This window comes from Pseudomonas abyssi (assembly GCF_003444685.1).
Lineage (GTDB): Bacteria > Pseudomonadota > Gammaproteobacteria > Pseudomonadales > Pseudomonadaceae > Halopseudomonas > Halopseudomonas abyssi.
Window position 1 is genome coordinate 91,537 of sequence record NZ_LMAZ01000002.1, and the last position, 23,125, is coordinate 114,661.

The 23,125-nt window shown below is 55.9% G+C and carries 31 protein-coding genes; 23 read left to right on the top strand and 8 right to left on the bottom strand.

Features of this window, described 5'->3' with window-relative positions; all coding sequences use genetic code 11:
• The first annotated feature begins 91 nt into the window (after positions 1-91).
• From ada to ASB58_RS08620, 23 genes are all read left to right on the top strand, one after another.
• The gene (gene ada / locus ASB58_RS08520) at positions 92-1,159 is read left to right on the top strand and encodes a bifunctional DNA-binding transcriptional regulator/O6-methylguanine-DNA methyltransferase Ada (protein ID WP_118130097.1); all 1,068 of its coding nucleotides are present in this window, start codon (positions 92-94) and stop codon (positions 1,157-1,159) included.
• A complete protein-coding gene (locus tag ASB58_RS08525; protein ID WP_118130098.1) occupies positions 1,152-2,063 on the top strand; it encodes a DNA-3-methyladenine glycosylase 2 in 912 nt (303 codons plus the stop codon). Before ada ends, ASB58_RS08525 begins: the two co-directional genes overlap by 8 nt.
• Before the next feature lie 291 nt (positions 2,064-2,354).
• The gene (locus ASB58_RS19835) at positions 2,355-2,708 is read left to right on the top strand and encodes a hypothetical protein (protein WP_147336800.1); all 354 of its coding nucleotides are present in this window, start codon (positions 2,355-2,357) and stop codon (positions 2,706-2,708) included.
• A gap of 98 nt (positions 2,709-2,806) precedes the next feature.
• Positions 2,807-2,995 (top strand): hypothetical protein, encoded by a 189-nt coding sequence (locus ASB58_RS08530; RefSeq protein WP_118130099.1) that lies wholly within the window; start codon positions 2,807-2,809, stop codon positions 2,993-2,995.
• Positions 2,996-3,049: 54 nt separating this feature from the next.
• The gene (locus ASB58_RS08535; protein WP_118130100.1) at positions 3,050-3,241 is read left to right on the top strand and encodes a hypothetical protein; all 192 of its coding nucleotides are present in this window, start codon (positions 3,050-3,052) and stop codon (positions 3,239-3,241) included.
• A gap of 100 nt (positions 3,242-3,341) precedes the next feature.
• Positions 3,342-4,271: a hypothetical protein gene (locus tag ASB58_RS08540; RefSeq protein ID WP_118130101.1), complete on the top strand. Its 930-nt coding sequence runs from the start codon at positions 3,342-3,344 to the stop codon at positions 4,269-4,271.
• Positions 4,272-4,368: 97 nt separating this feature from the next.
• A complete protein-coding gene (locus tag ASB58_RS08545) occupies positions 4,369-4,743 on the top strand; it encodes a nuclear transport factor 2 family protein (RefSeq protein ID WP_118130102.1) in 375 nt (124 codons plus the stop codon).
• Positions 4,744-4,815: 72 nt separating this feature from the next.
• Positions 4,816-5,310 carry a hypothetical protein gene (locus ASB58_RS19840; RefSeq protein WP_147336801.1) on the top strand — a complete coding sequence of 165 codons (495 nt, stop codon included), beginning with the start codon at positions 4,816-4,818 and terminating at the stop codon, positions 5,308-5,310.
• Positions 5,311-5,389: 79 nt separating this feature from the next.
• Entirely contained in the window at positions 5,390-6,241 is an 852-nt protein-coding gene (locus ASB58_RS19845) for a hypothetical protein (RefSeq protein ID WP_147336802.1), read from the top strand.
• Positions 6,242-6,344: 103 nt separating this feature from the next.
• Positions 6,345-6,695: a DUF6869 domain-containing protein gene (locus ASB58_RS08550; protein ID WP_118130103.1), complete on the top strand. Its 351-nt coding sequence runs from the start codon at positions 6,345-6,347 to the stop codon at positions 6,693-6,695.
• Between the two features lie 650 nt (positions 6,696-7,345).
• Positions 7,346-7,750, top strand: a complete 405-nt coding sequence (locus ASB58_RS08560) for an Imm44 family immunity protein (RefSeq protein ID WP_118130105.1) — start codon at positions 7,346-7,348, stop codon at positions 7,748-7,750.
• Positions 7,751-7,830: 80 nt separating this feature from the next.
• Positions 7,831-8,313 (top strand): SMI1/KNR4 family protein, encoded by a 483-nt coding sequence (locus ASB58_RS08565; RefSeq protein ID WP_181977897.1) that lies wholly within the window; start codon positions 7,831-7,833, stop codon positions 8,311-8,313.
• Between the two features lie 39 nt (positions 8,314-8,352).
• Positions 8,353-8,688 (top strand): hypothetical protein, encoded by a 336-nt coding sequence (locus ASB58_RS08570; RefSeq protein ID WP_147336803.1) that lies wholly within the window; start codon positions 8,353-8,355, stop codon positions 8,686-8,688.
• Between the two features lie 143 nt (positions 8,689-8,831).
• A complete protein-coding gene (locus tag ASB58_RS08575) occupies positions 8,832-10,400 on the top strand; it encodes a transposase (RefSeq protein WP_118130108.1) in 1,569 nt (522 codons plus the stop codon).
• 186 nt (positions 10,401-10,586) lie between these two features.
• Positions 10,587-11,126, top strand: coding sequence for a hypothetical protein (locus tag ASB58_RS08580; RefSeq protein ID WP_118130109.1), 540 nt, complete (start codon positions 10,587-10,589; stop codon positions 11,124-11,126).
• Between the two features lie 56 nt (positions 11,127-11,182).
• Complete coding sequence (locus tag ASB58_RS08585; protein ID WP_118130110.1) at positions 11,183-11,497, top strand: carboxymuconolactone decarboxylase family protein; 315 nt, start codon at positions 11,183-11,185, stop codon at positions 11,495-11,497.
• Between the two features lie 295 nt (positions 11,498-11,792).
• On the top strand, positions 11,793-12,212 hold the full coding sequence (locus ASB58_RS20440; protein WP_118130111.1) for a GFA family protein: 420 nt from the start codon (positions 11,793-11,795) through the stop codon (positions 12,210-12,212).
• Positions 12,213-12,289: 77 nt separating this feature from the next.
• Positions 12,290-12,607, top strand: coding sequence for an antibiotic biosynthesis monooxygenase family protein (locus ASB58_RS08595; RefSeq protein ID WP_118130112.1), 318 nt, complete (start codon positions 12,290-12,292; stop codon positions 12,605-12,607).
• A gap of 89 nt (positions 12,608-12,696) precedes the next feature.
• Positions 12,697-12,978, top strand: coding sequence for a putative quinol monooxygenase (locus ASB58_RS08600; protein WP_118130113.1), 282 nt, complete (start codon positions 12,697-12,699; stop codon positions 12,976-12,978).
• A gap of 211 nt (positions 12,979-13,189) precedes the next feature.
• On the top strand, positions 13,190-13,516 hold the full coding sequence (locus ASB58_RS08605; protein ID WP_118130114.1) for a hypothetical protein: 327 nt from the start codon (positions 13,190-13,192) through the stop codon (positions 13,514-13,516).
• A gap of 38 nt (positions 13,517-13,554) precedes the next feature.
• Positions 13,555-13,938: a GFA family protein gene (locus ASB58_RS08610; RefSeq protein WP_118130115.1), complete on the top strand. Its 384-nt coding sequence runs from the start codon at positions 13,555-13,557 to the stop codon at positions 13,936-13,938.
• Between the two features lie 182 nt (positions 13,939-14,120).
• Positions 14,121-15,026: a YihY/virulence factor BrkB family protein gene (locus ASB58_RS08615; protein ID WP_118130116.1), complete on the top strand. Its 906-nt coding sequence runs from the start codon at positions 14,121-14,123 to the stop codon at positions 15,024-15,026.
• A gap of 204 nt (positions 15,027-15,230) precedes the next feature.
• A complete protein-coding gene (locus ASB58_RS08620) occupies positions 15,231-16,430 on the top strand; it encodes a serine hydrolase domain-containing protein (RefSeq protein WP_118130117.1) in 1,200 nt (399 codons plus the stop codon).
• A 409-nt stretch (positions 16,431-16,839) separates the two neighbouring features.
• On the opposite strand, the gene ASB58_RS08625 is transcribed toward ASB58_RS08620, so the two are convergent.
• The 8 genes from ASB58_RS08625 to ASB58_RS08660 form a co-directional block, all read right to left on the bottom strand.
• Positions 16,840-17,553, bottom strand: a complete 714-nt coding sequence (locus ASB58_RS08625; protein WP_118130118.1) for a DUF2057 family protein — start codon at positions 17,551-17,553, stop codon at positions 16,840-16,842.
• A 168-nt stretch (positions 17,554-17,721) separates the two neighbouring features.
• On the bottom strand, positions 17,722-18,771 hold the full coding sequence (locus ASB58_RS08630) for a porin (protein ID WP_118130119.1): 1,050 nt from the start codon (positions 18,769-18,771) through the stop codon (positions 17,722-17,724).
• Between the two features lie 221 nt (positions 18,772-18,992).
• Positions 18,993-19,727, bottom strand: a complete 735-nt coding sequence (locus ASB58_RS08635) for an HvfC family RiPP maturation protein (RefSeq protein ID WP_118130120.1) — start codon at positions 19,725-19,727, stop codon at positions 18,993-18,995.
• Complete coding sequence (locus ASB58_RS08640; RefSeq protein WP_407920674.1) at positions 19,724-20,572, bottom strand: HvfB family MNIO-type RiPP peptide maturase; 849 nt, start codon at positions 20,570-20,572, stop codon at positions 19,724-19,726. Before ASB58_RS08640 ends, ASB58_RS08635 begins: the two co-directional genes overlap by 4 nt.
• A gap of 2 nt (positions 20,573-20,574) precedes the next feature.
• The gene (locus tag ASB58_RS08645; protein WP_096006409.1) at positions 20,575-20,811 is read right to left on the bottom strand and encodes an HvfA family oxazolone/thioamide-modified RiPP metallophore; all 237 of its coding nucleotides are present in this window, start codon (positions 20,809-20,811) and stop codon (positions 20,575-20,577) included.
• A 97-nt stretch (positions 20,812-20,908) separates the two neighbouring features.
• Positions 20,909-21,169, bottom strand: coding sequence for an anti-sigma factor family protein (locus ASB58_RS08650; protein ID WP_118130121.1), 261 nt, complete (start codon positions 21,167-21,169; stop codon positions 20,909-20,911).
• Positions 21,163-21,768: an RNA polymerase sigma factor gene (locus ASB58_RS08655; RefSeq protein ID WP_118130122.1), complete on the bottom strand. Its 606-nt coding sequence runs from the start codon at positions 21,766-21,768 to the stop codon at positions 21,163-21,165. The genes ASB58_RS08650 and ASB58_RS08655 overlap by 7 nt, the downstream gene beginning before the upstream one ends.
• Before the next feature lie 8 nt (positions 21,769-21,776).
• On the bottom strand, positions 21,777-22,898 hold the full coding sequence (locus tag ASB58_RS08660; protein ID WP_118130123.1) for a beta-ketoacyl-ACP synthase III: 1,122 nt from the start codon (positions 22,896-22,898) through the stop codon (positions 21,777-21,779).
• Positions 22,899-23,125: the final 227 nt, after the last annotated feature.

Genomic DNA, 23,125 nt, shown 5'->3' on the forward strand with positions numbered 1-23,125 from the left:
ACCGCCTGCCGATTCAGTAGCAAGATAGTGGACGCAGCCGCTGGCCCCCGCAGGCAACATCGGCAATATCACCCTCGGCGAGAGTCCGCCCATGACGCACACAGACACAGCCAGCCTGACCCAGCAGCGCTGGCAGCAGATTCAGCAACGTGACCCGGCAGCCGATGGCCGCTTTATCTACGCCGTGATCACCACCGGCGTGTACTGCCGCCCCAGTTGCCCGTCCCGCCAGGCCAAGGCCGAGAACCTGCGCTTTTTTGACAACACCGCCCAGGCCCGCGCCGCCGGCTTTCGGCCCTGCCTGCGCTGCAAGCCAGACGAAGCCCCCGGTGCGACGCGACACAGCCGCATCACTCAGCTCTGCCGCCTGATCGAGCAGGCAGAGCAAACACCCACACTGCAGCAACTGGCCGATAGCGCCGGATTAAGCCTCTGGCACCTGCAGCGCGAATTTCGCCGCGAAACCGGACTCACCCCGCGAGAATACGCCCGCGCCGTGCGCCAGCAGCGCCTGCAGCAGCACCTCAGCGGCGCCGGCACCACCACCGACGCAGCCTATGCCGCTGGCTACAGCTCCTCCAGCCACTTCTACGCCGACGCCGCCTCGGAGTTGGGCATGTCCGCCAGCGACTACCGCCAGGGCGGACAACAGCAACAGATCCGTTTTGCCACCGGCCCCTGCCCGCTGGGCCGCGTCCTGGTTGCTCGCAGTGATCTGGGCGTGTGCGCCATTTTGCTGGGTGATGATGATCGCCAGCTTGAGGACAACCTGCGCGCACGCTTCCCCAACGCCCAGTGCACACCCGATCACGGCTTGGCAGACCAACTGCGCACTGTGACCGCGATGATCGAAACCCCGCACCAGGCACCAACACTGCCGCTGGACATACGCGGCACCGCCTTCCAGCGTCGCGTCTGGCAGGCGCTACAAGCAATACCGCCAGGCGAGACGCGCAGCTACGCCCAGCTGGCTACAGCACTGGGTACACCGACCGCCGCTCGCGCTGTCGCCGGTGCCTGCGCCGCCAACCCGCTGGCCATAGCCGTCCCCTGCCACCGCATTGTGCGCGGCGACGGCAGCCTGTCCGGCTATCGCTGGGGCGTGGAGCGCAAACGCGCGCTGCTGGAGCGCGAAGCACAAGGCGTAAAGGATGACTGACCTGCACACTCGCCTGGCAATCGCGCTGCCGGCGGACTTTCGTCACACCGACGTGCTGCGCTTTTACGCACGCGATCGGGAACAGGTATCGGAACGCACGCAAGATCAACGCATCGAAAAGGCCCTGCATTGGCAAGGCCAGCCCGCGCTCCTGCAGCTGGACCTCAGCGCCCCCGACACGGCTCGCGCCGTATTGAAGGGCGCAGAGGCCGACCCGGCGCAGCTGCAAGACCAGCTACGCAGCATGCTCGGCCTCAAACAAGACATCACCAGCCTGCATGCAGCCCACGGCAGCCATCCGGAGATCGCCCGCCTGCTGGCCTACACACCGGGCCTGCGCATGCCGCAAAGCGCCAGCCCCTTTGAAGCCGCCTGCTGGGCCGTCATCGGCCAGATGATCAGCGTAGAAGCCGCCATATCGGTCCGCCGCAAGCTCATTCGCCAACTCGGCACACCGCTGGCCAACGGCATGATCTGCCACCCGCTGCCCGAACAGCTGCTGGCCGCCAGCCCCGAGCAATTGCGCAGCTGCGGTCTCTCCGCCAGCAAAGCCGCCACCCTCATCCGCCTGGCAGGCGCCGTAGAAAGCGGCGCCCTGCCCCTCGACAACTGGGCAACGCTGCCGCAACCGCCAGCCGATGAGATCAGCGCCGCCCTCAGCCAGATCAAAGGCATCGGCCCTTGGACACAAAGCTATATCCTGCTGCGCGGCTACGGCGCACTGGATGGCTCCCTGCACGGCGACGTCGTAGTACGCAAACGCCTCGGCGCCCTGCTCAACCTACCCGAGCCGCCAGACCAGGCCTTCACCCAACAATGGCTAAGCCAATTCGCCCCCTGGCCCGCCCTGGTCGCCGCCCACCTCTGGGCCATGCCAACCGACACCCCAACCAAAGACTACTAAGCCGCAAACCGGTAGCGCCTGGTCAGTAAAATGGTGTATTGATGAGGCACAACCCTGCCAGGCACGGCGGACACTCAAGCGCATACCGGGCATACCGGCACTGACGGGTAGTAACGCATTCACGTAATCACGCAGTCGCGCGAATACGCTCAAACCACCAAGGAGGGTGATAACCACATGATTTCACTTAAAAAAGCCCCCAGCACAACCGACCGACGCGCGGAGTTATCTCGAATGCACGGTTATGTATTAGTGCTGCGTGCTGTCTAATCACTGTTAAGTTTACGAATTATGAATCTAGCACTTGTACAAAAAGGAATTGGTTTGGCTCTTGTTTTGAGTGGCGCAGTGCTTCTTGCTCTCAAAATAACGAGCATTCCCGAAACCAAGGAAAGTTGGGATGCTTGGGCTTCTCCAAATAGTGGCACATTCTTATTCATTGGAGCGCTGGCTGCTGAGTTACTATTCTTGGCTGCTCGCTTTTTTCTAGGCTACGTTCATTTAAAGAGCAAGCATCTTGGCCCTTGGGGTTTCTACCCCTTGATAGTGTTTGTTGCACTAAGTGGCCTGTCAGGCATTATTTTAGGTGTTGCGAGCTTGGCTATTCGTATTTGGCAGGGGCAAGGTTATGCAGCAAAAACTTAACAAGCCGCTCAAATACGTTCCGGCCACAAAAAGCGTGGCCTCCACCGGACTCGCTAACGCTCGCCGTTTAGCGGGGCGTTAGCCACAAGGAGAAAAGCATGAGTAACGCCCAAAACCTGGATGCAGTTTATGAAAAGCTAAAGTCATCGCCACACTGGAGAGATGATTTCAAAATCGAGGAAGTAGAAGACGCTGGTGGCATCAAGGTGTATCGAGTAAAAGCCGACGACCAAGAAGCATCAACCATTCTTGCTATAGCGCGCCTTAATGAAGTCCTTCAAGGCTAATCAAACGCAACGCCTTAATCCCAAGATTAAAAACTGGTTGGCAACGAGAACAATATGAAATATTTAGTTTCTTATGAATGCCAAAGCAATGAAGGCCCAGTAACTGGAAAGTTTGAATTCGAAGCTAAAAAAGAGCCAAAGCCAACAGACCCAAGCATTATCGAGCAAGCTCTTAAAGATTCTGTAAAATTTCACAAGTCTGGCATGGCGGGCTTATCGATAACCTCGATATCTTTGGCATCATAGCCGTGCAAAGGGCTAACAAATGGTTCAAACCGTTCGCTGCGCTCACTGGGACGGGCTAAAGACCGCCCCTTAACCAAACGTTAGTCACTAAGGAGGATTTGTGGCAATAGAGTCACCTTTATTTCAAAGCGCAATGGAGCTGCTTGGACACTCATTGTCACATTACAACGGTAAGAAGGAGCTTGACCGGAAGCTGGTGATCCTCCATCTAGCTAACTCTATCGAACTGATATTAAAAGACTTGGTTCTTGACTCAGGCGAGTCCATTTATAAGAACCCTAAAGAAACGATCACAATACAGGGCTGCCTGTCTGCGCTTGAAAAACATGAGATTGAGGTGCCTTTCCTTAATAAGGTGGAGCTACTCATCGATGAGCGTAACGCACTCCAACATCGATTTGGGTCGCCAAATGAGCTCACCAGCATCTTTTATATGAATATTGCTCAAGAGTTTTTTAAGCAAGTACTCAAAAAACACTACGGCCAAGAATATGACGAGATCATTTCTCAGTTTGCTGAGGAGCAAGACCTCGCTGTCTATAACCTAAGCAACCCATCAAATGACCAAGAGCTCGAAAAGCTACTGGAGCTTGCTAAAATTCATCCCTTAGGAGCACTTCTCTCTGCTTGGTCATATTTTGAAAAAGCGACAGAAGCATTCATGTCTGAAGCTGGGTTGGATTTTGGTAGGCGGCGACCATTCATGATGGAGCTGACACGGGGGCGTCTAGCTCATTATGGAATAACTCTGCCAGAGCAGCTCCTACTGAAAATTCAGACTATGCGGCATATCAGAAATATGTCAGCACATGGCCGTTCTGAACCGACTAAGGAAGAGGTTGTTGAAACAATCGAGACCATCGAAGAGTTAGAGCGGTATTTACAAAGCCTCGACAAAGACGAGATTTCAGAGCGCGCTCGACCTGACAAAGAAGAATATGAAGAAAGGCAAAGAGAGTATCTGAAAGAGCGAGAAGCCTTGAAGGACCGCCGTCAACGCATGATGGAGTTCGATCAAATTGACGACTAACCAGTGCAGGCATGGCGGCGCGCTTTCCATTGCGCCTTCGGCTCCATTCCAAGCACGCGCATGCTGCAAGCGTTAGGCAAAAACACGAGAGAATACTATGGATAGCAACATCGAGATAGGAAAGGCGGAAGAGCAGTTGCGCCAAGCTATGCTTGCCTCAGATGTTGGAGCTTTGGATAAGCTTCTTTCTCCAGGTCTCATTTTCACAAACCACCTTGGTCAGTGCTTGGGCAAAGAGGCTGATCTTTCGGCCCATGAATCGGGTGCTCTCACCATTTCTAAACTGGAACCTTCGGAACAGCAAATTAAGTTGGTCGGAGATGACGTGGCCGTTGTTACAGTGCGGGTCCAGCTTTACGGAACCTATGCTGGTCAATCTGCTGGTGGTGACTTCCGATTCACACGTGTTTGGGCACAATTATCAAACGGTCATTGGCAAGTTGTGGCAGCTCATGCTGGCATAATTGCCTAACAAAACGCTCCAGCCGATGCGCTAAAGCGCACGGCTGAGCTTCGCGTTGGGCGTACAAACGAAGGGGCAGCTATGTCAAATACCCAAATTGCTTTTCTAGATCGCAGTAAGGTGCCTAACCGGGAGGCTCTTCAGGCATCTATCCACGCTCTGGGCTTCAACCTCGAACTACATCCAGAGTTCACGCCATTCGACGACTCCGGCTTTTCACCGTGTATTTTGGATGGCACGCCAGATGTCGGGTTTGAGGTGTTTTATTCCACTACTTCTGAAGTTGCAGAGGCTAATCCGCACCTAATTTCAATCGCAGGAGGCCGCGACTATAGCATCAGCATGGTATGGCGCGGCAGCATGAAAGACTGTGCAAGTGTTATGGTTGTGAGCTGTGCTTTGGCGAAAGACTTTGGTGCGATTATCAGTTACGAGGGAGAACCTCCAGAGCCTTTCGAGCGCTTACTTGAAAACACGAAATCTATCTTGATCGAGGCTGCTAAAGAAAAGCCCCGAAAAACAGCGACTGCAAACCCACCACCCGCGCCTGCAAAACCATGGTGGCGTTTCTGGTGAGTCAGCCGCCCAACAAGGCTTTCAAGCGGACGGGCTTCGCCCGCCGCTTAACTTGAGCGTTAGATTTACAGGGGAACTCATGGAGTACGCAGGACGCAAGTGGTTTTATTCCTACAGAAAACTGTTTGGCATTTGTTCAGAGCCGAAGCTCATTTCTACGACAAATAGGATTCTGAGCCAGTATTCGGCTTTAACTAAGAGTTGGGAAACAACTACTAATTCGGAATGGACGTGTCGCCACTACCTGTCTACAAAAATGATTCTTAATGCTACCGTTCTCACGAACGCATTGGATTATTCAAGTGAAGTGGGGATGCGTATTGCAAACCCGTATTTTGAATATTATGCGACGCTTTCCATAATTCGGGCACTTGTTTATACCATTCCAAGTGAAAGTTGGAATAATGGTAAACTGATGTCAATTTCTCATTCTAAAGCCATCAATGTTGCCTTTGACTGGCTCGCAAAATTTGATGTTGCAACGGCTGATCGACTAAAGAGGCTCTCCCTGCAACTTAAAGCTCAGAGAGAAGTTATCTCTTATAAAGCTCCGGCAAGTGGAGATTCGATATTAGATAATTCTTATGACCTATTTGAGTTGCTAATTATTGTTACGGAGGCAGCCCAGTTAAACTCAGAATTATTAGAGGCTTCTGTCAAAAAGAATGCGTCTCCGGAAAACTTTTTTGTTGAATATGAGCATGTTAAACAAATTTCAAAATTTGAAATTGAAGGATTTTCTTTTTCAGACCCTGAAGACAATCACAGGCTTGATTATATAAGTCGGAAACAGCCACAACCCTTGAACCTAGCGTTAACAATGACTGAAGGTCAAACAGAAGATTTTATTGGAGCTTGGGATGGTGAGGAGGAAGGGATGTTCAACAATGGATCTCCTGCAAATTGGCAGGAAATATTTGATATTCCCTAGAGAATCTAACAGTGCAAGTCACGGCGACGGTTTTTACATTGCGGCTTCGCCTCCATTTCAAAACCGCGCGTGCTTCGCGGCGTTATGAATATCAAGGTGGTGCATGGATCACAGCCTGAGTGGCAAATGGATTGAGTACTATGTCACTGGAGATAAAGAGTTGTTCTGGGCTTGGGAGGCGCTTGATGACCAGGTCCGCCATACTCCAGAGCAGGCATGGCAACATATCTTGAACGTCTTGGCCGAAACGAATAGTGAATATGTACTTTCGAACTTGGCTGCAGGGCCGCTTGAAGATCTTCTCGTTCTCCATGGTCCCGCATTTATCGAGCGCATCGAAATTGCATCCCGCCAGATGCCTGAAATGGCGAAGCTTATGGCTGGGGTTTGGCGCAACAATATGTCAGATTCTGTATGGGAGCGTGTGCATGCGATCCAGACAAAATATTCATAACCAGTCGCACCAGTTCGCGGCCGGTGGCCGCCGGACGTCCCTGTCGGGCCGCCGCTGTGATTCGCGTTAGGCATACGTATGGAGACGCAAATTTCTGTAATAGCTCTTATTATCTCAGTGCTTTCTTTTGGGATGGCACTGTATTTTTGGCGGCTACAATTCCGCCCTATTGTTACAGTTGGCGTGCGGACTTCCTCCGCAGGAAACGTAGCCATAGCATACTCACTGAAAGTCATGAATTCCGGCTCAATCCCGGCAAAAAATATCCAGCTGAGGATCGACGAAGAGTCGATAATCGATGTTCTAGGTAGTGACGCGACGGAGGAAAATCGGGCTCGATGGATAAGATCAGTTAATGCCAATGAGATTAGGATTCTTCAAAACGGCGATTTTACTACCTGCAGCTTCGGTACGAGCCAATCCAATGATAACGGCTTTTGGAAGTATGGCTCTGAAGTACCTATTCGTATAAGTTACAAAGGATGGTTCGGCTACAAATACAGCGATACGCAGATTATAAAAATTCAGGATTCCGATTCATTTACCGGCTACATGTGGGGTTCAAATGCCTAACAAGGTGCTGCTACGGAAAATTTACTCGCTGGTGCTCCTAAATTTCCGCAGAGCGCGGCGTTAGCTGCCACAAGAACATGCGTTTCTTCTTCAGCGGAGAGTTAGATGTCGAGGTAGTTGACCGCTACCGTCCGGTACGTCAGAAAGTCGAGTCGCGCCTCAACTCCGCACTTGGTACGAAGTCGTATGGCGAAGCCATCAACACTATTGCCCTCATACCGATCATCGTAAGTCCGCAATTCACTGAAGGTCTAAAGGAGCGGCGCTTGTTAAAGAGAGGCGAGAAGGTCGCTGATTACAGACTCTTCATCGACCATCAAGCCTTTGTAAGAGCTGGAGATCAAGGTCGAGAGCAGCTACTCATTCAAAACCTTCTCATAGCTGTCAAGGATATTCATCGCAAGCTGAAAGGTGCGTTTGATGGCCAGACCCTACAAGAAGACATACGCGCCCTGTTTCCCGAGGTCTCAAGTGGCAGCTAACCCTTCCATCGAGAGAACTTCGCCCGGCAAGCCGGGCGCCGCCTCTCATGTCAAACGTGAGCTTCCAGGGAGCAAAGTCTGTGCAAATAATTGAAAGAATTATAAGCTCAGAAAGTGGTACTTCCGCGACTCTTGACGCTGTTGAATTCGCTGAGAAAGAGCTGGGATTTTCACTGCCACCATTGTTAAAAGAAATTTATTTGCAGGTTGCAAATGGCGGCATTGGGCTAGGTTACAAAATTTTGGGCGTAACGGGTGGCCATACGTCCGATGAAGGTGATTTAATTTCAGAACTCTATACAGTTTTAGGTGGGTCCGATCCGGAAGACCCCGAATGGAAATGGCCTAAAGGATTAATTCCTTTTTGTCATTGGGGTTGCGCCATCTACTCCTGTTTTGATGCTACTAAAATCGACTATCCGGTAGTGTGGTTCGATCCAAACATGCGAGAAATCGGTGAACCAATGGATCAGCAGTTTATTCAACATAAGAGCACTCTAGCCGAGTGGTTTAATGGCTGGTCAAATGGAGACGACCTCTGGGCCGAAACATATGGCTCATAACAAGCGGCTGCACAGGACAAAATTTCGCTGTCACCTTTTGTGCAAAAACACGCACAAAAGCCGCCATCAAAAATTTGCTCGGTGAACCCGGCGTTGAGCGTAAAAGCGATGACGCCTCAGATTCCCGAAGTAAAAGAAATGCTCGAGGCTGGTAGGCGCTATCTCGCGGGGAGCTGCTCAATTCAAGAGCTGAACGGATATGCCAGCCAGCTCGCCACGGTAGTGCGTTTTTTTGAAGCTCATCCCAAGATAAAAGAAACCGCGGATGAATGGGCGACCATGATTTACCGGCGATGGAACGAGTGGAACGATGTTAAGGAGCCGCTATCCGCGGAGGACTTCCGAACGTGGCTGAAAGATCAATTGCTCAATTAGCGTGCAGGTTACGCCCAACAAGGCGCTCAAATCGCTCACTTCGTTCGCTGGGACGGGCTAAAGCCCGCCCCTTAACCAAACGTTGAGGCTGTAGAAAAACCCCTGATTTGGTAGTCTGGCGTCAGATCAACAAGGAGTGTTGCATGCCACGCTTCAAGCCGTACGACTACAGCCAGCACAGCATGGTGGTGATCAACTACCAGGAGCAGCTTCAGCCCGGCACGTTCGAGTACGCTGTTCATTATCTGATTGAACACAAGCTGGACCTTTCGGTCTTCCATCCGCGTTACAGCAACGATGCCACAGGCCGGTTAGCCTATGACCCGGCCATCTTGCTCAAGATCATTCTGTTCGCTTATTCCAAAGGCATTACCTCTAGCCGCCAGATCCAATGGTGCTGCGAGACCAACATTCTGTTCAAGGCGCTGTCCTGCGATACGGTTCCGCATTTCACCACCCTGGCCAGTTTTGTCAGCGAGAACGCCACGGCGATCGAAGCGGTATTCGAGCAGGTGTTGCTGGTGTGTCATCAGCAGGGTTTGCTGGGTAACGAGCTGTTTGCTATCGACGGTTGCAAGATGTCCTCCAATGCTGCCAAGGAGTGGTCGGGCACCTTCAAGGAGCTCAAGGCCAAGCGCGGCAAACTGCGCAAGCTGATCCGTCACCATCTGAACGAACACCGCCAGCATGATGCGGCGGAGACAGAGGTGGAGATGGAGCGAGCCATCCGCCACGGCAAGATGATCCTCTCGCTGGATCAAGCGATGGAAAAGGTAGATCGGTTTTTAAAGACCCAGAGTCCAAGGATGGGCCAGGGTAAGCGCCGCAAGGAAGTGAAGAGCAATATCACGGATAATGACAGCGCCAAGATGACTACCAGCAAGGGCACGCTGCAAGGCGACAACGGCGTCGCCATGGTGGATCGCAAGCACCAGATCATCATTGAGGCCCAAGCCTTCGGCGAAGGGCAGGAGCACCATACCCTCAAACCCATGCTGGAAACCTTGGAGCAGCGTTACGCCCGACTGAAGATTGCCGATGCTATCTATCAGCACGGCGTGGTAGTCACCGCCGATACCGGCTTTGCCAACGAAGCCAACATGCAATACCTGCGCACCAGACAGATCAACGGCTATATACCGGACAACCGCTTTCGTAGTCGTGACCCGCGCTTTGCTCTGCAAAAAGACAAGTACGGCAAGCGCCACCAGAAGCCCGCAAGCGTGACGCGTAGTCCGACATTCCCGGCCAGTGCCTTTGATTTTGATCCTATACACATGACCTGCCGCTGCCCGGCGGGCCAACAACTCAGCCACCGTGGCGTGCGGACAAATGACGCTGGTGTACCGGTAGCCTATTTTGAAGGACGCTTGCTGCAATGCCGAACCTGCCCCAAGCGCGAAGCCTGTATGCACAACCCCCAGTCTGCAGAGCACCGCAAGGGCGCGGGGAGGCAGGTTTCGTTTCGATTGGAGGCGAACCGGCAACCGAGCTACACCGACTGGATGAAGCACCGGGTGGACAGCCCCGCGGGCAAAGCGATTTACAGCCACAGGATGTCGGTGGTGGAGCCGGTGTTTGGGAACATCGGCACCAACAAGCGGTTGAGCCGCTTCAGCTTGCGCGGCCGCAGCAAAGTTCAGGGCCAATGGCAGTTGTATTGCCTAGTCCACAATCTGGAGAAGCTGGCGAATTACGGGCAATGCGGCTGACGACGCTTCAGAGGTGGCCGTAGAAAGCCTTGCAAGGCTTGTTTGGCGGATACCAGATCATGCCAGCGTATTTGAATACAGTACGGCCTGAGCGACTTTGGGCCAAAAGATAAACAAGGAGATGGCTGGAGTGAGCCCGGAATGGGTTTTTCTACAGCCTCGTTGTGTCTATGAATAAGGAGACCTATGGCTCTATTAGCCGAAGAGATAGTTGAAGAGTGGCTAAATCGCCAAGGTTATTTCACGATTCGCGGGATACGCCTGGGCGTCAACGAGGTTGACTTAGTGGCTGTGAAGTTTTCGGAAGGCCAGGAAGTCAGATGTCGCCATATAGAAGTTCAGGCATCAATGCGGCCAGTCAGTTACATATCGAAAGTTCCGAAAGCTGCGCGGAAGACTGGTCGAGCGCCGAATAGTGCAGCACGCTCAGAAGAAGAGTTGGTTGACGGTGTAGCCGAGTGGGTCGAAGGCAAGTTCTTTTCCGAAAAAAAGCGGGCCCTCATGCAAACCCTCTGCAATGGGGATTGGTCATCAGAGCTGGTCATTAACAACGTCAAATCCGAGAAAGAAGTCGGTCTGATCTCGGATCGAGGGATTACTATTCACCGTCTCTCCGATATTGTTCTGGAACTGAACGATAGCTCGAAATTTCCCATCAAGAGCGCTGCCGGGTCTGACTTTATCGATCTGCTTCAGATGGGCGCAAACACACAACAAGGCGCGTAAGTCGGACGGCTTTTAGCCCGCCGCTTCGCTCAGCGCTAGGCCCAAAGGAAGCATTTATGACAGTTTCAAACGCTTTTGCCTTATTCATGCAAGAAGCCCCGGCTCATGCAAGGGCGTGGATGCAAGTCGCGAAGTCACTTGATGCCGCCAGCGCACTTGACAAAAAGACCAAAGAGTTAGCGTACATTGCTGTTCTCGCAGCCACAGGCAATAACTCAGGCATTCCATTTCATGTGCTTTCAGCAAAGTCACATGGTGCAACGAGACAGGAAGTATTGAGTGCTGTTCTTGTTGGCTTGCCGGCGGTGGGTGCCGTTGTCACTAGTGCAATCCCTGCTGCGGTAGAGGCTTATGATGGGCAAAACGAATAAGTCCTGGCACCAGCAAAATCGCATGCCTAAGAACGCAACGCTGCAGCAGCGTATTGCATGGCACTTAGCTCATACTGAGGCTTGTGGGTGCCGTCCAGCCCCGCCATCCATACTCCAACTTATTCCTAAGAAAGATGGGCAGATTATTGAAGCCTAACAAATCGTTCAAGCGTCAGTTGTTAGCTACTTGGGCGACTTTCACACCACAGCTTTGGGGTTTTCCTGGGAAAAGCCCCAAAAGCCGCAACGTAAAAACTCGCGATTAGCTCGATTCAACGTATCAAAGGACTTATTGATGAAAGGTGAATGTCTCTGCGGAAGCGTGAAGTTCGAAATTGAAGGGGAGATTCGAAACCTCTATCAATGTCACTGTTCGTTGTGCCGTAAAGCCACTGGAGCGGCGGCCAATGCAGCTACCTTTGTACAGGCCGCTGTTTTTCGTTGGGTGTCAGGTGAAAGTGCTATTAAGTCCTACAACAAGCCTAGTGGTTTCCGAAGCGATTTTTGTTCGGTGTGTGGGAGTCCGGTTCCCAACACCCTGAGAGACAGTGGAATGATTTGGATTCCTGCCGGTTTGCTTGATGATCCGGTTACTGCGAGGATAGCTGTTCATCTCCATACAAGGTCCGCTGCCCCTTGGGAGCAAGAGTCTGCCGAGTGTGTTCGACTGGATGGTGGACCTGAGAGCCTGGAATCACTCCACAGGCTGTTGTAGTTTTTCCGGCCTGCGGCCTCCACCGTACGCCCCTGTGAGGGCGCCGTTAAACTAAAGCGTTAATGCCAGAGGAATCCATGTCAGAGATAGCCAAAACCCCTGAGCCGCCGTACTACGCGGTGATTTTTAGCAGCTATCGCACCGAGGGCGACAATAGCTACGGGGCCATGGCGAACCGCATGGTTGAGTTGGCTGCAGGCCAGCCAGGTTTCTTGGGTGTGGAGTCTGTGCGCGAGGATTTAGGTATTACTGTTTCCTACTGGGAAAGTCTTGAGTCCATCACCCAATGGAAGGAAAACGCAGAGCACCGAGAAGCTCAAAGACTCGGCCACCAAAAATGGTACTCCAGCTTTCGGGTGCGCATTGCGAGGGTTGAACGTGAGTACGGCATTTAACCAGTCAATCAACTGCGCTCCCTGCATTGCGCTCGTCCACCGGGCGCCCCTGCAGGGGCGTCGCTTACTTCCGCGTTGTTGCATCGGGCATGTCTAAATTCATTCTGGAAGGCTATATCGTGGTACCCAACAGCGACCTCGCACAGGTGCTGGCCGCGCTTCCTGCCCATATCGAGCTCACGCGCAATGAAGCAGGCTGTTTATGCTTTGAGGTCACTCAAAGCCTGGAAGACGCAAACGTTTTCTATGTTTATGAAGAGTTTATTGATCGGGGCGGGTTTGAAGCGCACCAGCAGCGCGTTAAATCGTCAGATTGGGGTAAAGCCGCTGCGAATGCGCAAAGGCACTACCAGGTGACGGAAGCTATCTAGCTGTTCAGGCGCATAAAAATGTGGTTAGACCCGATCGTTTCTCTACCGCTTCGCAGTTATGAACGTTGGCCAACGTCAATGCCTGATCAGACTTGCCTGGTCCTTCGCTGATACATGGCATCCATTCCCGGCCATCCTGCAAAGCGGCGTCACCAAGGCCGGCGCATACCACACTGCAGACACCTGACAATCGCATGCCAAGGAGGCTAACGTGATCCAACTTCAGCACATCCGGCAGTCACTGTTGAATGAGAACATTCCACGCTGGCGAAAGCAGGCAATCTTTGTACTCCAAGTTCTGGCGATCAGCTCCGGTATCGTTCATTTCAGCGTCTATTTCGACTTTGCAGCGGCCCCTCGGCAACTGTGTATATCCTTTAGCGCTATGGTCGCCATCGGGGCAATTGCGCAGCTTATCGCTAGCTGGTTTGTGTTCCGGCGCAGGGTGCCTGCCTACCTGTGGGTCTGCTGCTCGGTATGGGTGATCGTGAGCTTGTTTTGGCAAGGGCTAACGGTGGTTTTATGGTCGGTTGCGTAAGCTGTCCACCCATGTCATCAACCCCATCAGGACACGCCATGCATCAAGGTAGCTGCCTGTGTGGGGCGGTGGTGTTTGAGCTGCTGTCTGAGCCCAAGGCGACCACCCACTGCCATTGCAGGATGTGCCAGAAGCAACACGGCGCGGCCTTTGCCACCTACGCCAGCCTGCCTGCTTCGGATTTACGTTATCTCTCAGGTGAAGACTGCCTGTCCCGCTATCACTCGTCGGAACGGGTTATTCGCACGTTTTGCCGCATTTGTGGTTCGAATATCACCTGGAGCGGCAGCAAGCAATTTGCAGACTGGATCTCGGTGGCGGTGGCGACCCTCGACACACCGTTCTCGCCAAAAAGTATCAGACAGTCTCACACAGACTCCCGAGCCTGTTGGCTGGAATCCAGTCAGAGCACAGAGGCCTGACCGGCTGACACGCTTGGCGCAGGTGACGTGCCGAGCCGTCCTCCGCCTGCGCCCTGCCCTTGCACCCGCACAGGAACGCCGGTATACAACCGGGTGTCCATATCATGGCGTACCAAGATACAACTCACTTCAGGACACGGCTTTTTAACAATGACGTTCAGCTCCCACGGCAGCAAGCCCTTATGATCAAGCACTGGTTCGGTATTTTCCGCGCAGCGGTACAAAACTGGCTTGATAGTCAGGCGTTTATCTATGCCGCAGCGCTAGCCTTTTTCACGGTGTTTTCCATTGCGCCGGTACTGGTTGTGGTGGTCGCGCTGGTGGGTCTGGTGCTGGGTGAGAGCGCGGTGCAGGGGCAACTGTTTGCGCAGCTGGAGGGCACCATAGGGCCGGAGGCGGCGGGCGTCATTCAGACCGCGGTGGCCAACTCGCAGATTGATCAGAGCGGCATCTGGCCGGCGCTGATCGGGATATTTGCCACTATCGTCGGTGCCACCACGGTGTTCGCCAAGATGCAACAGTCGCTGAACCAGATCTGGGGCGTGGCGCCGCGGCCGTCGCGCAACAACCTGTGGCTGCTGGTGAAAAGCCGCTTGCTGTCACTCACCCTGATTCTCGCCATCGGGTTTATTCTGCTGGTGTCACTGATGCTGTCGGTCGCCTTCAGCGCGGTCATGGCTTTTGCTGACAGCTGGCTGCCGATTCCCGGCCCCGCCATGGTAGCCATGGAGTTTGCCCTGTCGCTCAGCCTGACTACCCTGCTGTTTGCGTCAATGTTCAAGATCCTGCCTGATGTACTGCTGTCCTGGCGCGATGTGCTGGTGGGCGCCTTTATTACGGCGATACTGTTTACTATGGGCCGTTTTCTGATTGCCCTGTATCTGGCCTACTCCGCCACGGCATCGGCCTACGGCGCCGCCGGCTCACTGGCGCTGTTGCTGCTGTGGGTGAACTACTCTTCCATGATCTTGCTGTTTGGCGCGGCCTTTACCCGGGCGCATCTTGAAGGCCGCGGCAAGCACGTACGCCCCAAGCGCACAGCGGTGCGCGTGCAGCGGGAGCTGGTCGCCAAGGCGCCGCAGGACTGAGGAAAACGGAAAGCCCTTGGCCGCCTGGGGTATTTAGCAAGCGACGGCCAACGGACCACACCTGCTTATTTCGCTGCGATCACGTCCAATCGAGGGCGTATGTCACGTAAGTTACGCGTGGGGAGCCTTGATTGATGCCATATGCCCGCTGCATGTCGCATCAATCAGCGCGCCCTGAACAATAATAAAAGACGGAGTACACACATGAAGAAAGGGATTATCGCGCTCATCGTGCTGTTGGGCCTGGCCGGCGGTGTCTTCTGGGCCACCGCCGATGACGATATGCGCCGGTTGGCGCTCAACCTGCCGACCGACAGCAATGTGCTGTTCTGGAGCAGCGATCAACGCGATGCGGCCTTTCGTGCCATGGACCGTTTGCCGGTACTGAGCGAATCTCGCGTCATTCCCGCTGGCGGCGACGTATATCCGCTGCCTGAGGGTGAGCCGCTGGATGTGGGTGTCGATGTCGATGCCTTCATGACCTCACAGCACGCTGCCGCGCTGGTGATCGTGCACAACGGCAAAATCCGGCTGGAAAAGTACGGCTTGGACTTTGGCCCCGACGGACGCTGGACCAGCTTCTCGGTCGCCAAGTCGTTCACCTCTACTCTGGTCGGCGCGGCCATTCAGGACGGCTATATCAAGAGCGTCGACGATATGGTGTCGGACTACATTCCCGACCTGAAAGGCTCGGCCTACGACAACGTCACCATCAGACAATTGCTCACCATGACCTCGGGCGTCGCCTGGAACGAGGACTACGCTGACCCGCAATCCGACGTAGCCCTGTTCAACTCCCACAAGGCCGACCCGGGCGTCGACGTAACCGTCAGCTACATGCGCCAATTGCCCGCCGAGGCCGAGCCGGGTACCAAGTGGGTGTACAAGACCGGTGAAACCAATCTGATCGGCGTGCTGGCCAGTTCTGCTGCCAACAAACCACTGGCCGAATACCTGTCCGAGAAGATCTGGATACCCTTTGGCATGCAGCAGGACGCCAGCTGGATGCTGGGCTCCACCGATCATGAGATTGGCGGTTGCTGCGTGCAGGCAGCCACTCGCGACTACGCCCGCTTTGGTCTGTTCATGCTGGGCGGTGGCGTTGCCGGTGGTGAACAGGTGCTGCCGGAAGGCTGGATTGCCGAGGCCACCACCAAGCAGGTGGACATCGGCCGCCCGGGTGCCGGTTACGGCTTCCAATGGTGGACGCTGGATGACGGTGCCTATATTGCGCAGGGCATCTTCGGCCAGGGCATCTTTATCGACCCCAACCGCCAACTGGTGATCGCCTCCAACGGTAACTGGCCGCAAGCGACCGACAGCCAGGGCGGCACGCAGAGCAAGGACCGCCTGGCCTTCTTCCGCCAGGTGCAGCAGGCCATTGATGCCGAGGCGGCGCGCTAGGAGTACGCGCGGCCACGCCTTCGGCTTAGACCGCCCTACGGACGAGTGCCTGCACTAAGCCACCGGCGGACTGGCGGCGGATAAATTTACGGTGGACAGGTCTTTGATTTGTCCACCATGGGCCTTGGGCTGGTCGACGCCAATGAGACCTAAGCGCGGCCAACGCTACGCGATTGACCGCCCTACCGAAGAGTCCCCGCATTGAGCCACCGGTGGGCTGGCGGCGGAGAAATGTACGGTAGACAGGTCATTGATTTGTCCACCATGGGCGTTGGGCTGGTCGACGCCAATGAGACCTAAGAGCGGCCAACGCTACGCGATTGACCGCCCTACCGGCACATGCCAAAAAAAATCCCCGCGCAAGGCGGGGATAAACGTGCAGCACACAAGCTGACGGGGCATTACATTCTTACTGAGCGGCCCACTCCAGGAAGGCGTCGCGGCCTTCCGGGCTGAGCATCAGGTAAATCTGCTTAAGGGTTGCCAGGGTGGAGGCGTCGTGCGGCAGGGTTTGGGCCGGAGCAGCGGCCTGCGACGGTGCCGGGATAGCAGCCGGGGCAGCGGCGCTTTGGGCCTGCGGTGCAGCGCCCAGCGGGGCAATGCCGTTGTCCTGGGTGGCAACGACAGAGCCGCCACCAAACATCTGGCCGAGCATGGAGACGTAACGCGGACCCGGTTCGCTGGCAACGCGCTCGCCGGTGCGGGTGTTGACCGCGTAGCCGGAGAAGTCATCTTCCATGGCTTCGGCTTCACGCAGGTTGCTCGGCTCATCAATCTCAAGGCGCCATACATCGCCGGCCTGACCGTTAACCAGGAAGGTGGCGCTGCGGGTGCGGACGATTTCGTGGCTCAGGCCACCGCCTACGTCGTAGCCATTTTCAAAGTAGGCATTGATGCGGTACTTGCCGGGCTGCAGCTCCAGCTGACGCAGGCTGTTACCTACCATGCGGTTGGCTTCCGGTGCCGGCTGGCCGTTGATGTTCAGCACTTCCAGGGTGTTGGGCATTTCGACTACCAGCACCTGGGAGGTCGGCTGTTCGGCGCCCGAGTAAAGTTTGACGGGGGCCTGCTGGGCACAGGCAGACAGCAGTGCAGCGGCGGCGAGACAGAGCAATTGACGCATGGGATAAAACTCCTGGCACAAGTGAACATTGGGTCCGTTGGTGATCACCATTCATGACCACTTGGCGACGAGATTAAGACTGTTGGATGTCACTTTAATGACAAAGCCGGACTGTTTTCTGTAACAGTCCGGCTTTGTGGTTACTTCTGGTCCTGTCGTGAGACGGGATTAGAAGTCGTAACGCAGGCCTACGGAGAAACCGGAAGCGTCTTCACCAGCAGCACCCGCCGGGTTGGCGGTACGTGCTTGACCCCAAGGAGTCAGAGCAACGTTTTCGTCGTTCTCGGTGATGGCGTAGTTAGCGTAGACACGAACAGCCTTGTCCAGCTTGTGCTCAATGCCAACAGCGATCATGTCGGTGTCGTAGTTGTCGGCGTCGGAGTCACGGGTCATCCACATGCCTTTCAGGGCAGTGGCCGAAGCCAGCTTGAACTCAGCGCCCAGGCCGTAGGTGTCGGAGGTCAGCTGATCCTGTACGGCAGCGGTAGCAGCCGGGTTGGAGTAGTCAACAGTCTGGTAGAAACCAACCAGCTTGATGCCGTCAGTGATCTTGAAGGCACCAGCAGCGCGGACGCCGTCACGCTCGCCGCGACCGGTATCTTCTTCAGCCGTTTCGTAGGCAACAGAAGCTTCCAGAGCGTCGCCAGCATAGTTCAGCGAGCCGCTGAATACGCTTTCGTCGGTGTCTTGGTCAGCAACAGTACCTTCTTGTACGGAGTAACCCAGTTTGGCGAAGAAGCCGCTCATGTCCGGAGTGGTGTACTCGATGGTGTTGTCATAACGCTCGTCGAAACGGGCGTTGCCGACGCGAGTCAGGTTACGCATGTCGCCGACTTGGTCGCCGAACAGGTTAGCCGGGCCACGAGCCGCTTTGAAGGGGCTGTCGAAACGACCCATGCGTACAGAACCGAAGCCGCCTTTCAGACCGACGAAGGTATCGCGGGTGTTGAAAGAGCTACCGTTGTCGGTGCCGAAGTCAATCTGCTGCTCGATCTGGAAGAAGGCAGACAGGTTGGAGTTGATTTCGTGGTCACCCTTGAAGCCCAGACGGGAAGAGTTGCTGGACAGGTTGGTTTCGGAGTAATCAGCACCGTCATCCAGGAAATCCACAGATACGTGGGCGCGGCCGTAGATGCTTACGTCGGCCATGGCGACGGCCGGGATGGCAGCAGCCAGTGCAGTAACAGCGAATCCAGCGATGTGCTTGCGCAGAGTCATTGAGTCTTCCCTCAGTAGTTTTTTGCGTTGACAGTGAAACAACACATTGGGGCTCGTTGATGGGACGGGCCCGGTGTTGGAGGGAATATTCGCAGTGCCGTATTTCAGATCGGTTGCGCAAAGATGAACATTCGATGACAGGGGAACTTTCTCCTGCGCATCGAACTCAGTCAGCGGCGTGATTTGGCAAAGTCAGTGAAATCAGTCAGATAGACAGAAAATCAAGAGGCAGGATCAGCAGATCGCAGCACGTCTGCCGCGATCCAGTCATTCAGCATCGCCAGCGCACCGGCAATAAAATCATCGTCTGCTGTCACATTCAGCTGCGCCAGTGCCGCGCGTAAAGACAACGGCTCGCGGCTCAGCAAATCAGCCAGCCGCCAGGCAAAGGGGGTCAGCTGCATAAAACGCACACGGTCTTGCCCGTCACGCCATACCAGCAGGCAGGACGGCTGTGCTGGCGGCTGAGTAGGCTGGTACTCCGGCCCCAGCTCCTGCACCGGCCACTGGTACAGCAAAGGCCAGGCAAGCGGCGACCAGGCCAGCAGGCAATCTGCACTCGCAGCGCCCTGCCCGCCCGGCGGAATCTGCTGATCACTGATATCCAGTGCCAGTTCCACCCACTCGTAGTGAGCGAGCTCCAGCAGCCACGGCGGGTCATCGGCGCTGGCCTGGTAGCCCTCCTGCAGCCAGTCGATAAATTGCTCGCCGATGTCGCGAAAGTACGGTGACTGGCAGCGGTGCTCGGCAACGAACGCATCGATCAACTGGTCCCAGCGCGCCGCCGGCAACACCTTGTGCAAAACTGGAAAAGTGCCACGCACAAAGCCTTCGATATTGTTGCGAATCAGCCGCTCGTAAACCGCCACCCGCTGTGCCGGCAACGCCTCGGGCAGCGGCTGCCGGCCCGGCGCGCGCACTCTCGCGGTAAAGCGCTGCTGCAGGTCCTTGTTCATGCGTGCACCGCCGGCAAAGTCGCAGCCTGCTGGTAGCGGCGAATCTGCTGCAATTCGGTCTGCAACTCATCCAGCGGCGGCATGTTGAAGTCACGCTCCAGCAGTGTCGGACGCACACCGTGACACGCATAGGTATGCTGCAGCAGCGCCCAGACCGGGTCGATGATCGCGGCGCCATGACTGTCGATCTTCAGGCCGGGCTCGGCATCGAAGTGCCCTGCCATGTGCAGGTAGGCGATGCGCTGCGGGGGCATCGCGCTGATGTAGGCGGCAGGCTCGCCACCCAGGTTGATGCTGTTGACGTAGACGTTGTTGACGTCCAGCAGCAGGTTGCAGTCGGCCTCGTCCAGCACCGCAGCAACAAATTCGGGCTCGCTCATCTCACCGGGCAGGGTCAGATAGGCCGAGACATTTTCAATGATAAGGGGTCTGCCCAGGGCGTCCTGTACCTGCGCAATGCGCTCGGCTATGCGGCGCACGTTGGCATCGGTAAAGGGCACGGGCAGCAGGTCGTAAAGCTGGCCGTGGTCAGCACAGGCACTCAGGTGCTCGCTGTAGACCTGAACCTGGTTGGCGTCGAGAAAGACGCGCAGATCGTTCAGCAGGCGCGTATCCAGTGGTGCCAGCCCGCCCAGATTGAGTGACAGGCCATGACAGATCAACGGGTAACGCTCGGCAACGGCGCGAAACTGACGCGCCAGCCGGCCGCCCAGGCCGATCCAGTTTTCCGGCGCCACTTCTAGAAAATCGGCCACCGGGCGGGGCGCCTGAGCCAGCGCACCGAGCAGGCTGCGGCGTAGCCCCAGCCCGACTCCGTGCACTGGCAGATTGACGGTCGCGTTCACTCTCAGCTACCGCAAGTGCCTTCACCGCACTTGCCTTCGCGGTCGCCCTTACCTTCCTCGTCGCCGCAGGAGCCTTCGCCGCACTTGCCTTCCATGTCGTCGCCGCCGTGGTTGTCAGCCAGGCTGTAGCCACTTTGCAGCTCGGACACAGCGAAAGGATTGTCTGCCGCGTGCACTGCGCCGGTGGCGGCCAGCAGGCTGGCGCTGAGGGTGAGGACGGCTGTGTTGATCTTCTTCATGCGCATTCTCCAGTAACGTCTGATATCGAGCGTGACGGATTGCCACCCTCTACATACTAGACGTTGCTGGTTTGTCGCTGTTACAGGCCTGCTGAAATCATTTTGAGGAGTCACTCTGATCGGGCTCTGAGGCACGCTGCTGCTGAGCCTGCATGGCCCTGAGCAACGTATCTAGCTCGGGCGCCTGCTGATCTGGAAGCTGACGAATCACCCGCTGGCTGACGCGCAACTGGCGAATGAAACGGCGACAGTGCACGCACATCGCCAGGTGCATGCGCACCGCGATCCGCTGTTTCAATGTCAGCTCGCCATCCAGCAGATCACTGGATAAAGCAACCAGATCCTTGCACTTCAACATTCGCCGGTTTCCTCAAAATGCTCCAGAGTTGCAAACACGCTCAAACGGGCGCGATGCAGCAGTACCCTGACATTTGAGTGGGAAATGTCCAGCAGGTTACAGATGTCGGGCAATTCCAGTGCCTGACGCTCGCGCAGCATCAGCACGCTGCGCTGCAGCTCGGACAGGGTGGCCAGGGTATGTTCCAGGCAGTCACGCAGGGCCTGCTCGTTGAGCAACGCCTCGGGGGAGTCGGTATGCCACAGGGAGGGAGCCTGAGCCCAATGACCGTCGGCGGCAAAGCGCGCGTCATCGATGGTGCCGTGCGGGCCGGTGATGTCGTCCAGTAGCACCTCGCGCCGCTGCTTGCGCAGGCGACTCTTGGCGGTATTGGCGGTGATGGTCAGCAACCAGGTTTTCAGGCTCGCGCGCCCGGCAAACCCCTTCAGATTACGGACCACGGCCAGCCAGCTGTCCTGCACGACCTCGTCGGCACTGGCAGTGCCGACGATAGCAATCGCCACCGCGCGCATGGCGCCCTGGTACTGCTGCACCAGCTCGCGGTAGGCAGCCTGCTCGCCCTTGAGCAGGCGCTGGATCAGGTCCTGCTCATTGGGCATTGCGGTAATCAGCCCTTGCGCACGATCACGCTGCCGATGGAGTAACCGGCGCCAAAGGAGCAGATCACACCGTGGCTGCCGACCGGCAAGTCGTTCTGGTACTTGTGGAAGGCAATGATCGAGCCGGCCGAGCTGGTATTGGCGTACTCGTCCAGTACCACCGGCGCTTCCTCGGCGCTGGGGTCACGACCCAGCAGCTTGCGGGCGATCAGCATGTTCATGTTGAGGTTGGCCTGGTGCAGCCAGAAGCGCTTGACGCTGTCGACCTGCAGACCCACTTCGCCCAGGTGCTCGCCAATCAGCTCGGCCACCATCGGGCAGACATCGCGGAACACCTTGCGACCGTTCTGCATGAACAATTTGTCACGCGCGCCCACGCCGGATTCATCGCAGCGGTTGAGGAAGCCGAAGTTGTTACGGATGTTGTTGGAGAACTTGGTCAGCAGCTTGGTGCCGAGAATCTCGTAGGGGTGTTCGCAGACGGCGTCTTCGGCGCGCTCGATCACCACGGCGGTGCACGCATCACCAAAGATGAAGTGGCTGTCGCGATCGCGGAAGCTCATGTGGCCGGTGCAGACTTCCGGGTTGACCATCAGTACCGCGCGGGCCTGGCCCAGGGCAACGGTGTTGGCGGCATTCTGAATGCCGAAGGTAGCCGAGGAACAGGCGACGTTCATGTCAAAGCCGAAGCCGTCGATCCCCAGCGCATCCTGCACTTCGACCGCCAGCGCCGGATAGCCGCGCGGCAGGTTGGAGCAGGCGACGATCACACCGTCGATATCGGCGGCCGTGCGGCCCGCCGCTTCCAGCGCCTGGTGCGCGGCCTTGACCGCCATCTCGCACAGCAGGGACTGCTCGTCATCGCTGCGCTCGGGGATATCCGGGACCATGCGGTTCACATCAAGGATGCCGCTCTTGTTGATCACAAAGCGGCTCTTGATGCCGGAGGCCTTTTCAATAAATTCGGTGCTGGAGGCAGCCAGCGGTTCAACGGTGCCCGCTTCGATGGCAGCGGCGTTCTCGGCGTTGTATTGCTCGACGTAGGCGTTGTAACTGGCTACCAGCTCTTCATTGCTGATGCTCTGGGAGGGGGTAAACAAACCTGTTCCGCTGATCACGACTTTGTGCACGGTCGGTCCTCTTCTGATGTTATGAACACCGCTCCCTTACGATCGCTTCGGGGGAACGGCCAGTTGTCTGTTGCGGCGACTAGCGTGGCTGGCCGGGTATCTGCACCCGTGTCCATGCCGGCATGGAAGCCGGAGGCTGGTGCAAGGTCCGCCGCTCAGCAGTCGGCTGTCTCACCTTGACGACACCAATAGGCTGCAAGGCACGCTGCAAACCCGCATTTTTCAAA

Excerpts from the sequence above, each read along its gene's own strand:
- ASB58_RS19840 (WP_147336801.1), top strand. The coding sequence starts at position 4,816 with ATGTCAAATACCCAAATTGCTTTTCTAGATCGCAGTAAGGTGCCTAAC.
- ASB58_RS08545 (WP_118130102.1), top strand. The coding sequence starts at position 4,369 with ATGGATAGCAACATCGAGATAGGAAAGGCGGAAGAGCAGTTGCGCCAA.
- ASB58_RS08610 (WP_118130115.1), top strand. The coding sequence starts at position 13,555 with ATGCATCAAGGTAGCTGCCTGTGTGGGGCGGTGGTGTTTGAGCTGCTG.
- ASB58_RS08535 (WP_118130100.1), top strand. The coding sequence starts at position 3,050 with ATGAAATATTTAGTTTCTTATGAATGCCAAAGCAATGAAGGCCCAGTA.
- ASB58_RS08560 (WP_118130105.1), top strand. The coding sequence starts at position 7,346 with ATGCGTTTCTTCTTCAGCGGAGAGTTAGATGTCGAGGTAGTTGACCGC.
- ASB58_RS08625 (WP_118130118.1), bottom strand. The coding sequence starts at position 17,553 with ATGCGTCAATTGCTCTGTCTCGCCGCCGCTGCACTGCTGTCTGCCTGT.
- ASB58_RS19845 (WP_147336802.1), top strand. The coding sequence starts at position 5,390 with ATGGAGTACGCAGGACGCAAGTGGTTTTATTCCTACAGAAAACTGTTT.
- ASB58_RS08530 (WP_118130099.1), top strand. The coding sequence starts at position 2,807 with ATGAGTAACGCCCAAAACCTGGATGCAGTTTATGAAAAGCTAAAGTCA.
- ASB58_RS08525 (WP_118130098.1), top strand. The coding sequence starts at position 1,152 with ATGACTGACCTGCACACTCGCCTGGCAATCGCGCTGCCGGCGGACTTT.
- ASB58_RS08635 (WP_118130120.1), bottom strand. The coding sequence starts at position 19,727 with ATGAACAAGGACCTGCAGCAGCGCTTTACCGCGAGAGTGCGCGCGCCG.
- ASB58_RS08645 (WP_096006409.1), bottom strand. The coding sequence starts at position 20,811 with ATGAAGAAGATCAACACAGCCGTCCTCACCCTCAGCGCCAGCCTGCTG.
- ASB58_RS19835 (WP_147336800.1), top strand. The coding sequence starts at position 2,355 with ATGAATCTAGCACTTGTACAAAAAGGAATTGGTTTGGCTCTTGTTTTG.
- ASB58_RS08585 (WP_118130110.1), top strand. The coding sequence starts at position 11,183 with ATGACAGTTTCAAACGCTTTTGCCTTATTCATGCAAGAAGCCCCGGCT.
- ASB58_RS08575 (WP_118130108.1), top strand. The coding sequence starts at position 8,832 with ATGCCACGCTTCAAGCCGTACGACTACAGCCAGCACAGCATGGTGGTG.
- ASB58_RS08600 (WP_118130113.1), top strand. The coding sequence starts at position 12,697 with ATGTCTAAATTCATTCTGGAAGGCTATATCGTGGTACCCAACAGCGAC.
- ASB58_RS08550 (WP_118130103.1), top strand. The coding sequence starts at position 6,345 with ATGGATCACAGCCTGAGTGGCAAATGGATTGAGTACTATGTCACTGGA.
- ASB58_RS08620 (WP_118130117.1), top strand. The coding sequence starts at position 15,231 with ATGAAGAAAGGGATTATCGCGCTCATCGTGCTGTTGGGCCTGGCCGGC.
- ASB58_RS08630 (WP_118130119.1), bottom strand. The coding sequence starts at position 18,771 with ATGACTCTGCGCAAGCACATCGCTGGATTCGCTGTTACTGCACTGGCT.
- ada (WP_118130097.1), top strand. The coding sequence starts at position 92 with ATGACGCACACAGACACAGCCAGCCTGACCCAGCAGCGCTGGCAGCAG.
- ASB58_RS08655 (WP_118130122.1), bottom strand. The coding sequence starts at position 21,768 with ATGCCCAATGAGCAGGACCTGATCCAGCGCCTGCTCAAGGGCGAGCAG.
- ASB58_RS20440 (WP_118130111.1), top strand. The coding sequence starts at position 11,793 with ATGAAAGGTGAATGTCTCTGCGGAAGCGTGAAGTTCGAAATTGAAGGG.
- ASB58_RS08595 (WP_118130112.1), top strand. The coding sequence starts at position 12,290 with ATGTCAGAGATAGCCAAAACCCCTGAGCCGCCGTACTACGCGGTGATT.
- ASB58_RS08615 (WP_118130116.1), top strand. The coding sequence starts at position 14,121 with ATGATCAAGCACTGGTTCGGTATTTTCCGCGCAGCGGTACAAAACTGG.
- ASB58_RS08650 (WP_118130121.1), bottom strand. The coding sequence starts at position 21,169 with ATGTTGAAGTGCAAGGATCTGGTTGCTTTATCCAGTGATCTGCTGGAT.
- ASB58_RS08580 (WP_118130109.1), top strand. The coding sequence starts at position 10,587 with ATGGCTCTATTAGCCGAAGAGATAGTTGAAGAGTGGCTAAATCGCCAA.